This is a genomic window from Nocardioides sp. (genome assembly GCF_041600255.1).
Lineage (GTDB): Bacteria > Actinomycetota > Actinomycetes > Propionibacteriales > Nocardioidaceae > Nocardioides.
Window position 1 is genome coordinate 1 of sequence record NZ_JBFIKK010000107.1, and the last position, 11,564, is coordinate 11,564.

9 protein-coding genes are annotated in these 11,564 nt (G+C 67.0%); all 9 read left to right on the forward strand.

The features are described from left to right. The coding region (locus tag ABZE72_RS12590) for an MCE family protein (RefSeq protein ID WP_372729381.1) at positions 1 to 489 on the forward strand (489 nt) is incomplete at its 5' end. Continuing rightward, positions 486 to 1,520, forward strand: a complete 1,035-nt coding sequence (locus tag ABZE72_RS12595) for an MCE family protein (RefSeq protein ID WP_372729382.1) — start codon at positions 486 to 488, stop codon at positions 1,518 to 1,520. The genes ABZE72_RS12590 and ABZE72_RS12595, both read left to right, overlap by 4 nt. After that, positions 1,517 to 2,482: an MCE family protein gene (locus ABZE72_RS12600; RefSeq protein WP_372729383.1), complete on the forward strand. Its 966-nt coding sequence runs from the start codon at positions 1,517 to 1,519 to the stop codon at positions 2,480 to 2,482. The genes ABZE72_RS12595 and ABZE72_RS12600 overlap by 4 nt, the downstream gene beginning before the upstream one ends. 1 nt (position 2,483) lies before the next feature. Beyond that, positions 2,484 to 3,620 carry an MCE family protein gene (locus ABZE72_RS12605; RefSeq protein ID WP_372729384.1) on the forward strand — a complete coding sequence of 379 codons (1,137 nt, stop codon included), beginning with the start codon at positions 2,484 to 2,486 and terminating at the stop codon, positions 3,618 to 3,620. Beyond that, positions 3,617 to 5,032 (forward strand): MCE family protein, encoded by a 1,416-nt coding sequence (locus ABZE72_RS12610; protein WP_372729385.1) that lies wholly within the window; start codon positions 3,617 to 3,619, stop codon positions 5,030 to 5,032. Before ABZE72_RS12605 ends, ABZE72_RS12610 begins: the two co-directional genes overlap by 4 nt. Continuing rightward, on the forward strand, positions 5,029 to 6,315 hold the full coding sequence (locus ABZE72_RS12615; protein WP_372729386.1) for an MCE family protein: 1,287 nt from the start codon (positions 5,029 to 5,031) through the stop codon (positions 6,313 to 6,315). The genes ABZE72_RS12610 and ABZE72_RS12615 overlap by 4 nt, the downstream gene beginning before the upstream one ends. After that, the gene (locus ABZE72_RS12620; RefSeq protein ID WP_372729387.1) at positions 6,276 to 6,890 is read left to right on the forward strand and encodes a hypothetical protein; all 615 of its coding nucleotides are present in this window, start codon (positions 6,276 to 6,278) and stop codon (positions 6,888 to 6,890) included. The genes ABZE72_RS12615 and ABZE72_RS12620 overlap by 40 nt, the downstream gene beginning before the upstream one ends. Beyond that, positions 6,887 to 7,714, forward strand: coding sequence for a J domain-containing protein (locus tag ABZE72_RS12625; protein WP_372729388.1), 828 nt, complete (start codon positions 6,887 to 6,889; stop codon positions 7,712 to 7,714). Before ABZE72_RS12620 ends, ABZE72_RS12625 begins: the two co-directional genes overlap by 4 nt. A gap of 216 nt (positions 7,715 to 7,930) precedes the next feature. After that, positions 7,931 to 11,425 carry a DNA-directed RNA polymerase subunit beta gene (gene rpoB / locus ABZE72_RS12630; protein WP_372729389.1) on the forward strand — a complete coding sequence of 1,165 codons (3,495 nt, stop codon included), beginning with the start codon at positions 7,931 to 7,933 and terminating at the stop codon, positions 11,423 to 11,425. The last annotated feature ends 139 nt before the right edge of the window (positions 11,426 to 11,564 follow it).

The following is an 11,564-nucleotide window of genomic DNA, read 5'->3' on the forward strand; positions in this document are numbered from 1 at the left end:
CTCAGCGACGTCAGCGCCGCCCAGCTGAAGGTCTTCGCCAAGTACGCACCCGAGTTCCAGTGCCTCACCCGAGGCATCGTGAACGCCGGCAAGCTGCAGGCCGAGGCGTTCCGCGGGTTCGAGCTGCACATCGTGCTCGAGCCGCTCCCGAACCAGCCGCGTCACTACACCCCGCAGGACAAGCCCCGCTACGGCGAGAAGCGTGGGCCCTCGTGCCTGCACCTGCCCAACCCGCCCTGGTCGCAGGAGAACCCCCTGCCCAGCCAGCCGAACATGAACGACGGCGTCGACGAGCCCACCGGCAAGGGCACCAGTCGCGTCGCTCCGAACTACTACTCAGGCGCTGGCATGGTCGGCAGTGCCCAGGAGTCCTTGTTGTTGAAGTCCCTGCTCGGTCCCAGCCTCGGCGTCGCCAGCGCCGACGTTCCTGATCTCGGTGTGCTGCTGCTCGGCCCGATGGCCCGCGGCGCGGAGGTGTCCCTGCGATGAAGATGCTGGACAAGCGCACCAGCGGCGACCTGGTCAAGCTGCTGATCTTCATCCTGGTCACCACGTTGGCGACCGGGGTCCTGGTCGCCGTGATCGGCAACGTCACGTTCGCCGGCAGCAAGGACTACAAGGCCGAGTTCGTCGACGCCACCGGCGTGGTCAAGGGCGACGACGTCCGGATCGCGGGGGTGAAGGTCGGCACGGTCAGCAGCATCGAGATCCACGACCGCACCCACGCCATGGTCACCTTCGACGTCCGTGACGACACGCAGCTCACCAAGTCGATGCACGCCTCGATCCGCTACCGGAACCTCGTCGGTCAGCGCTACATCTCCCTGAGCCAGAAGGTGGGCGACAGCAGCCCCCTCGAGCCGGGCGACACGATCCCGGTCTCCCAGACCTCCCCGGCCCTCGACCTGACCGTCCTGTTCAACGGCTTCAAGCCGCTGTTCCAGGCGCTGTCGCCGGCCGACATCAACAAGCTCTCCTACGAGATCGTCCAGGTCTTCCAGGGCGAGGGCGGCACCCTCGAGGGGCTGCTCTCGCACACCGCCTCGGTCACCAACACCCTGGCCAACCGCGACGAGCTGGTCGGCGACCTGATCGTCAACCTGAACGACGTGCTCGAGCACATCGGCGACCGTGAGGACCAGCTCAGCGAGCTGATCGTGACCTTCCGTCAGTTCGTGGCCGGGCTGAAGAAGGACCGCGAGGCGATCCTCGGCTCGTTGGACGAGATCTCCGACCTCTCGGTGCAGACAGCCGGCCTGGTCTCCGGCATCCGGAAGCCCTTCGTCGCCGACGTCAAGGCGCTGCGCTCCTTCGCCGGCAACCTGGACAAGAACAAGAGCGAGATCGACCGGGTGCTCAAGGTGCTGCCGATCAAGCTCACCAAGGTCGGCCGGACCGCCATCTACGGATCCTGGTTCAACTTCTACCTCTGTCACTTCGACGGCAAGGTGAAGCTGCCCGGAGGCGCCACGCTGCCCGTTGCCTACGAGACCGGAAGCGCGAGGTGTGACCTCGGATGAGCGTCCCGTTCCGTGAACGCAACCCCGTGATCATCGGGGCCATCAGCCTCGCCGTGATCGCGGCCCTGATCATGTCCGCCTTCAGGGCCCAGGACCTGCCGCTGATCGGCGGTGGCGACACCTACTACGCCGCCTTCGACGAGGCCGGCGGGCTGCGCGCCAACGACGAGGTGCGCATCGCCGGCGTCCGGGTCGGCAAGGTGGAGTCGGTCGAGCTGGACGGCGACCACGTCAAGGTCACCTTCCGGGTCAAGACCGACTCCGACTTCGGCACCGAGACGCACGCGGCGATCAAGGTCAAGACCCTGCTCGGCGCCATGTACCTCGCCCTCGAGCCGGCCGGCGACGGCCAGCTCGCGGCCGACAGCGAGATCCCCCTGGAGCGCACGACCTCGCCGTACGACGTGATCGACGCGTTCTCCGGGCTGGCCGAGACCTCCCAGGAGATCGACACCGACCAGCTCGCGCAGTCGCTCACCACGCTCGCCGACCTGACCCGCAACACGCCGGAGGAGTTCCGCAGCGCGCTCAAGGGCGTCTCGGCCCTCTCCTCGAACATCGCGGCGCGCGACGAGCAGATCAACTCGCTGCTGAAGAACCTCAAGCGGGTCTCGGGGGTGCTGAACGAGCGGGACGACGACATCATCGCGCTGATGAAGGACTCCGACGTCCTGTTCCGTGCGCTCATCGCCCGACGTCAGGCCGTGCACAACCTGCTGGTCTCGACCTCGACCCTCTCCCAGGAGCTGACCGCGTTGGTCAAGCAGAGCCGCGCAGACCTCAAGCCGGCGCTGACCCACCTCGACAACGTCGTCCAGGTCCTGAACAAGAACGAGGACAACCTCGACAACAGCCTGCGACTGATGGCGCCCTTCTACCGGGTCTTCGCCAACACGCTCGGCAACGGGCCGTGGTTCGACACCTACATCCAGAACATGCCCCCCGCTCCGGAGGTGGGCTGACATGGCCGCACTGCAGAAGTTCCTGATCCCCGGTCTGATCGTCGTGCTGCTGGCCGGTGCCGGCTTCGTGATGTTCCGCGACGGCGACCGCAAGACCCTCACCGCGAACTTCCCGCGGGCGATCTCGATCTACGAGGGCAGCGACGTCCGGGTCCTGGGTGTCCCCGTCGGCACCGTCGACAAGGTGACTCCCTCGGGCACCAAGGTCGTGGTCACGATGTCGTACGACGCAGACGTCAAGATCCCCGACGACGCGAAGGCCGCGATCATCGCGCCCTCGATCGTGGGTGACCGCTTCGTCCAGCTCACCCCGGTGTACGACGGGGGAGCGGTGCTGGCCGACGGCGTCGTCCTCGACGAGGACCGCACGGCCGTCCCGCTCGAGCTCGACGAGATCTACGCCGGGCTGGACAAGCTGAACGTGGCCCTCGGCCCGAACGGTGCCAACAAGAACGGCGCCCTCACCGACCTCCTCGAGGTCACCGCGGAGAACTTCGGCGGCCAGGGTGCTCGCTTCCACCGCACCATCGAGGACTTCAGCAAGCTCAGCCAGACCCTCGACAACAACAAGGACGAGCTGTTCGGCTCCGCCGCCGAGCTGCAGGGCTTCATCGGCACCCTCGCCCGCAACGACAAGACGGTGCGTGACTTCAACCAGTCGCTCGCCGGTGCCTCCGAGATGCTCGCGGGTGAGCGTGAGGAGCTCTCCGCGGCCCTGCGCAACCTGGCAGAGGCGATGGGGCAGGTCTCGTCGTTCGTCGAGGAGAACGAGGCGGTCCTGGGGCGCAACATCTCCGGCCTCAACCGGGTCAGCAAGGTGCTGGTCAAGCAGCGCAAGGCGCTCGACGAGATCCTGAACACCGCGCCGTTGGCCCTGAACAACCTCTACCTGACCTACAACCCGCAGGCGGGCACGCTCGACACCTCGTCGAACACCGGCGAACTGTTCAACCAGCTCGAGAACGACCCCGCGACGCTGCTCTGCGGGTTCGTGAACCAGGCCGACAAGTCCGGGGCCGCCTGCGACGCCATCCAGGATGCCTTCCCCCGCAGCGCCACCTTCGGCAAGGGAGCTCGCACCCGCATGCTCGACATGTTCGATCCGACGCTCGGCGGCCTCGTGGAGGTGCAGCGATGAAGCGGTTCAAGACCGTCCTGGCCGTCGCTGCCTCGTCGCTGCTGCTCAGCGGCTGCGAGTTCGACGTCTACAAGCTCCCCCTGCCGGGTGGGCCGGACGTCGGCAGCAACCCGATCACGATCCAGGTCGAGTTCCGTGACGTGATGGACCTGGTCCCGAAGTCCACGGTCAAGGTCAACGACGTCAGCGTCGGTCAGGTCACCGACATCTCCCTCGACGGCTACATCGCCGACGTCACCCTGGAGCTGCGCGCGGACACCGAGCTCCCGGACAACGCCGTGGCCGAGATCCGCCAGACCAGCCTCCTCGGCGAGAAGTTCGTCTCGCTGAGCGCCCCGGCCTCCGGCGCCACCGGCGAGCTCGCCGACGGCGACGTCATCCCCGTCTCCGCGACCGGGCGCAACCCCGAGGTCGAGGAGGTGCTCGGTGCGCTGAGCCTGCTCCTCAACGGTGGCGGTGTCGCCCAGCTCAAGACGATCGCGCAGGAGCTCAACATCGCCCTCGAGGGCCGTGAGGACTCCGCGAAGTCGGTGCTCAACCAGATCCGGATCTTCGTCACCCAGCTCGACGAGGGCAAGGCCGACATCGTCGACGCGATCGACTCGCTGAACCGCCTGGCGATCGCGGTGCAGACCCAGCAGGGCACGATCGACGCCGCTCTCGAGGAGCTGCCCAGCGCGCTGGTCTCCATCGACAAGCAGCGTGCCGACCTGGTGAAGATGCTGCGCGCGCTCAACGACCTCAGCGGTGTCGGCACCCGGGTGATCCGGGAGTCGAAGGACGCCACGATCGAGACGTTCCGCCAGCTGCAGCCGGTGCTCTCCGAGCTCGCCGCGACCGGGGACGACTTCGCCAAGTCCTTCAACGTGTTCCTGACCTACCCCTTCGTGGACGAGGTCGTCGGTCGTGACCCGCAGGTCGCCCGCAACCTGCACATGGGTGACTACACCAACCTCTCGGTCACGATGATCATCGACGCCACCGGTGACGGCGGCGGTGGTGGCGGTGGCTCCGAGCCGCCGCTGCCCACCCTGCCGACGATCCTCGACCCGACGATCGTCCTCGACAACGTGGCCAAGTGCCTCCAGAGCGGCAGCCTGGACTCCGCAGCGTGCAAGAAGGTCCTCACCAACGCCGAGGACCTGGCGCAGCTGAAGCAGGAGTGCAAGAAGCCGAAGAACAAGAACAAGGCCGTGTGCGAGGAGCTCAACCAGCTCCCCGACCTGCCGTTCTCGCTCACCAACGGCAAGAACGGCAACAACCGCCTGCCGGGCCTCCCCCTCCCGCTCCCGCGCGCGGGGTTCGGCCCGACCGACAAGTGGGAGACCCACGGTCCGACGATGGGTCAGATGATGAAGCTGTTCGATCCCGCCCTGGTGACCCTGCTCGTGCCCGGGATGGTGATCCGATGATCACCCGGCGTACCAAGGTCCAGCTGATGGTCTTCGTGATCATCACGCTCGTGGGGGTCAGCTACGTCGGAGCGCGTTACGCGCGCCTGGACCGGCTGATCCGCGACGACGCCTACACCGTGGTCGCGCACTACTCCCAGTCCGGCGGCATCTTCGCCGGCGCCGAGGTCTCCTACCGGGGCGTGCGTGTCGGGCAGGTCGAGAAGCTCGTCCTGACCGACGACGGTGTCGACGTCTACCTCGACGTCGACAACCGCTACGACACGATTCCGGCCGACACCCTGGCCGTGGTCGGCAACCGCTCTGCCGTCGGCGAGCAGTACGTCGAGCTGCAGCCCCAGGTGGACACCAAGCCGTACTTGTCGAACAACTCCGAGATCGACGTCAAGGACACCCGGACCCCGATCCAGACCAAGCAGCTGCTCACCAACCTGTCCAACACGGTGCAGTCGGTGGACCAGAAGGCGCTGAAGACGACGGTCCGCGAGATGGGCAAGGCCTTCGGCGGCACCGGTGAGGACCTGCAGCGTCTGATCGACTCGGGCGACTCGTTCATCGAGGCGGCCAACGACAACTTCGACGTGACCACCGCCCTGATCCGGGACAGCAACACCGTCCTGCAGGGGCAGATCGCCTCGACCAGCGCCATCCGGACCTTCGCCAGCGAGCTGTCGCTCTTCAGCAGCAGCCTGGCCGGCTCGGACCAGGACCTGCGCAACGTGATCAACCGCGGGTCGGCGACCGCCGCGCAGCTGCGCCGCTTCCTCGAGGACAACGAGGTCGATCTCGGGCAGCTGGTGAACAACCTGGTCACCACCGGCGAGGTCGTGGTCAAGCACCTCGACGGTGTCGAGCAGATCCTGGTGATCTACCCCTACGTGGTGGAGGGTGGTTTCACGGTCGTCTCCAAGTCGTCGGACACCGGGCTGTACAACGCGCACTTCGGGCTGATCACCCAGGAGCACCACGTCTGCCACAAGGGCTACGAGGGCACGGACACGCGCCCGCCCCAGGACGGCAGCAACCGCAAGATGAACATGGACGCTCGGTGTGAGGAGCCCGCGGCGGTCAGTAACGCCCGCGGCGCCCAGCACGCTCCCCGGGCGGGTGCGAACTACCGCGCTCCCGTGGTCGCGTCGTACGACCCGGAGACGGGCCGGCTGACCTGGGGTGGCAAGGTGGACGCGAACCTGGCACCCGCCGGGTCGCCCGCACCCACCACCCTCGGAGAGGAGTCCTGGAAGTGGTTGTTCCTCCAGCCCCTGACCACGACTCGGGACTGACACGCAGCGACCACCCGGACACCACGGTCTCCGACCGAACCAGCTCGTCGACGTTCCGCGTCGCCCTGCTGGGCGTGCTCGTCGTGGCCCTGCTCGCCTCGACCGGCATCCTGATCTGGCTCGTCGCCGGTCGCACCGGTGAGGCCGACGACGTCCAGCGCGAGCGCGAGACCGTGATGACCCAGGCCTCGCAGTTCATGCTGCGGGTCAACACCTACGGCCCCGACCTGCTCGCGGACGACGGCACGATGCCGGAGTACCGCGACCTCGTCGAGTCGATCATCACCCCGAAGTTCCAGACCTCGTTCGCGGACGGGGTGACCGCCGCCGAGCAGACCGTGGCCCAGGCCGGGGTCGGCCGCACCGCCGAGATCTTCGCGACCGGGGTCTCCTCGATCGACGCCGACTCGGCGTCGGTGCTCGTGGCCGGCTCCTTCGTCAACTCCTACCCGGGCAAGAAGGACGAGCGGATCCAGGACGCCGCAGCGCCCTTCCGCGTCGAGGTCGACCTGGTCAAGGTCGACGACGAGTGGCTCGTGGACAACTTCACGCCGGTGACGGGAGCGAACCGATGACCCCGAGCCTCTACGACCTCCTCGACGTCGCCCCCGACGCCAGCGAGGCCGAGATCAAGGCGGCGTGGAAGAACGCGATCGCCGAGCTCGACCCGACCGATCGTCGTTTCCGCGTCTACAACCAGGCCGCCGAGGTCCTGCTGGACCCGGTCAGGCGCGCCGAGCACGACGCCGAGCTCGCCGTCCAGGACCAGAAGCAGCGGGCCGACGACGCGGCCGACGACGATGCGGCCGACGACGGCGGGGCCTCGACCTCCGCGGCAGCAGCCACCACGTCTGCGAGCAGCTCGACGCGTGCGACCACCGACCGCGCCGGGATGATCGCCGGCCGCTCGGTGCCCGGCTGGCTGCTCACCGCCGTCGCCGTGCTGACCGCCGTGGCCGTGGCGGCGAGTGCCTGGATGTGGTCCAAGCCCTCGGACGCGAGCATCCAGGACTCCACCCGCGCTGCGCAGAGTGCCGCGGAGCGCGCGATCGTGCCGATCCTGTCGTACGACGCCGCCACCCTCGACGAGGACCAGCAGGCCGCGCAGACGTACATGACCGAGTCCTACCGCGAGCAGTACGACAAGGTCTTCGGCGTGATCCGGGAGAACGCCCCCAACACCGAGACGGTCGTGACGACGCGGGTGCTGGCCTCGGGCATCGTTCGGTCGGGGGACCAGCGGGTCGAGGTGCTGCTCTTCGTGGACCAGCCGACCACGAACAAGCAGGTCACCGAGCCCCAGGTCTACAAGAACCAGGTCCGGGTGCAGATGGAGAAGGTCGGCGACGAGTGGCTCGTCGACTGCCTGCTGACCACCCCCAACGGCGTCTGCAAGTAGCTGCCCGCGCCGGACGGGTGCTTGACCTGCCCGTCGGCGAGGGTCATCATCATCCTCACGGTCACGAACGGGCGCGCCACCGGTATTGCGACGTGCCCTCGCATCGGCTATCGTTGCGCGTTGCGCCTGCCCTCAAATGCTCATCGCCTACCCGGTGGCTGACTGAGTGGTCGGCTGGCGCCTTACACAAAGAGCGAACCCGTCGAAGGACCTCTCTTGGCCGCGCGCACCACCACAGGTAACAACCGCCGCATCTCTTTCGCAAAGATCAAGGAATCACTCGAGGTTCCGCAACTCCTCTCCCTCCAGACCACCAGTTTCGACTGGCTGGTCGGCAACGACGCCTGGCAGACCGCCGTCGAGCGCCGGATCGCCGAGGGCGAGGACGTCTCGAGGAAGTCCGGTCTGCAGGAGATCTTCGAGGAGATCTCTCCGATCGAGGACTTCTCCGAGACGATGTCCCTGTCGTTCGAGAACCCGGTGTTCTACGACCCGAAGTACACCGTGGACGAGTGCAAGGACAAGGACTTCACCTACTCCGCGCCGCTCTACGTGTCGGCCGAGTTCACCAACAACGACACCGGTGAGATCAAGGGCCAGACGGTCTTCATGGGCGACTTCCCGCTCATGACGCCCAAGGGCACCTTCGTCATCAACGGCACCGAGCGGGTCGTCGTCTCGCAGCTGGTGCGTTCGCCCGGCGTCTACTTCGAGCGTTCCGCCGACAAGACGTCCGACAAGGACATCTACACCGCGAAGGTCATCCCCTCGCGTGGCGCCTGGCTCGAGTTCGAGATCGACAAGCGCGACATGGTCGGCGTCCGCCTCGACCGCAAGCGCAAGCAGAACGTCACGGTCCTGCTCAAGGCCCTCGGTTGGACCAACGAGCAGATCCGCGAAGAGTTCGGCCAGTACGAGTCGATGATGCTGACCCTGGAGAAGGACAACACCCAGGCCCAGGACGACGCGCTGCTCGACATCTACCGCAAGCTCCGTCCCGGCGAACCGCCCACGCGCGAGGCCGCCCAGACGCTGCTGAACAACTACTACTTCAACCCGAAGCGGTACGACCTCGCCAAGGTCGGTCGGTACAAGATCAACAAGAAGCTCGGTCTGACCGAGGCCTTCGACCAGCAGACGCTGACGATCGACGACATCGTCGCCGCGATCCGCTACATCGTCGCGCTGCACGACGGCCAGGAGCAGCTCGAGTCGCCCCAGGGCACGCTCGACATCTCCGCCGACGACATCGACCACTTCGGCAACCGGCGCATGCGCACGGTGGGCGAGCTGATCCAGAACCAGCTCCGCACCGGCCTCGCCCGGATGGAGCGGGTGGTCCGCGAGCGGATGACGACCCAGGACGTCGAGGCCATCACGCCTCAGTCCCTGATCAACATCCGTCCCGTGGTCGCGGCGCTGAAGGAGTTCTTCGGCACCTCGCAGCTCAGCCAGTTCATGGACCAGACCAACCCGATCGCCGGCCTGACGCACAAGCGTCGCCTGTCCGCGCTCGGGCCGGGTGGTCTGTCCCGTGACCGTGCCGGCATGGAGGTCCGTGACGTCCACCCGTCGCACTACGGCCGGATGTGCCCGATCGAGACCCCGGAAGGCCCGAACATCGGTCTGATCGGCTCGCTCGCGTCGTACGGTCGGATCAACCCGTTCGGCTTCGTCGAGACGCCGTACCGCAAGGTCAAGAACGGCAAGGTCACCGACGAGATCCACTACCTCACCGCCGACGACGAGGACCGTTTCGTCATCGCGCAGGCCAACGCCAAGCTCGACGACAAGAACCGCTTCACCGAGGAGCGCGTCCTGGTTCGCCAGAAGCGCGGCGAGGTCGACGCGATCCTGGCCGACGAGGTGGACTACATGGACGTCTCGCCGCGCCAGATGGTGTCGGTCGCGACGGCCCTGATCCCGTTCCTCGAGCACGACGACGCCAACCGCGCGCTCATGGGCGCGAACATGCAGCGTCAGGCTGTTCCGCTCATCGTCAGCGACTCGCCGTACGTCGGCACCGGCATGGAGTACCGCGCCGCTGTGGACGCCGGTGACGTCGTCGTCGCCGAGAAGGCCGGTGTCGTCAAGGACGTCTCCGCCGACCTCGTCGAGACGATGAACGACGACGGCACGTACCAGACGTACAAGCTGCAGAAGTTCAAGCGCTCCAACCAGGGCACCTGCATCAACCAGCGCCCGCTGGTCAGTGAGGGTGACCGGCTCGAGGTCGGTACGCCGATCGCCGACGGTCCCTGCACCGACGACGCGGAGATGGCTCTCGGCACCAACCTGCTCGTGGCGTTCATGCCCTGGCAGGGCCACAACTACGAGGACGCCATCATCCTCAGCCAGCGCCTGGTGCAGGAGGACGTCCTCACCTCGATCCACATCGAGGAGCACGAGGTCGACGCCCGCGACACCAAGCTGGGTCCGGAGGAGATCACCCGGGACATCCCGAACGTCTCCGAGGAGATGCTGGCCGACCTCGACGAGCGCGGGATCATCCGCATCGGCGCCGAGGTCACCACCGGTGACATCCTCGTCGGCAAGGTCACGCCCAAGGGCGAGACCGAGCTGACCCCGGAGGAGCGCCTGCTCCGCGCGATCTTCGGTGAGAAGGCGCGCGAGGTGCGCGACACCTCGATGAAGGTCCCGCACGGTGAGTCCGGCACGGTCATCGGCGTTCGCGTCTTCGACCGCGAAGAGGGCGACGAGCTGCCCCCGGGCGTCAACCAGCTGGTCCGCGTCTACGTGGCCCAGAAGCGCAAGATCTCCGTGGGTGACAAGCTCGCCGGCCGTCACGGCAACAAGGGCGTCATCGCGAAGATCCTGCCGATCGAGGACATGCCTTTCATGGAGGACGGCACCCCGGTCGACGTGGTCCTGAACCCGCTGGGTGTCCCGCGACGGATGAACATCGGCCAGATCCTCGAGCTCCACCTCGGGTGGCTCGCGAAGCAGGGTTGGGACCTCAACCTCAGCGAGGACCCGGACAACGCGGACTGGAAGCAGCGCCTGATCAAGATCCACGCGGAGAAGGCGGAGCCGAACTCCAAGGTGGCGACGCCGGTGTTCGACGGTGCGCGCGAGGACGAGATCATCGGTCTGCTCGGCTCGACGCCGCTCAACCGCGACGGCGTCCGGATGATCGACTCCACCGGCAAGGCGAGCCTGTTCGACGGTCGCTCCGGTGAGCCGTTCCCCGCTCCGGTCTCGGTCGGCTACATGTACATCCTGAAGCTGCACCACCTCGTGGACGACAAGATCCACGCGCGTAGCACCGGCCCCTACTCGATGATCACGCAGCAGCCCCTGGGCGGTAAGGCCCAGTTCGGTGGCCAGCGGTTCGGCGAGATGGAGGTCTGGGCGATGGAGGCGTACGGCGCCGCCTACGCCCTGCAGGAGCTGCTCACGATCAAGTCCGACGACGTGCCCGGTCGCGTCAAGGTCTACGAGGCCATCGTCAAGGGTGAGAACATCCCCGACTCCGGCATCCCGGAGTCGTTCAAGGTGCTCGTCAAGGAGATGCAGTCGCTCTGCCTCAACGTGGAGGTGCTGTCCCAGGACGGCACGGCCATCGAGATGCGCGACGCGGAGGAGGACGTCTTCCGTGCCGCCGAGGAGCTCGGCATCGACATCTCCCGCCCCGAGCGTGGCACCGACGAAGACGACGAGCGTCGCGCACGCGAGCGCGCCGCGCGCTAGTGCGCGAGTCCGACACACGAGATCACGACAGGAACAACCAGGTAGACACACGACCCGTGTGATCGGAAGGTGGCGAGCGAAGCGCCAGCGACGAGCCACACGGAGGGAGCATCCGAAGCGAGCGTGAGCGAGCGGAGGC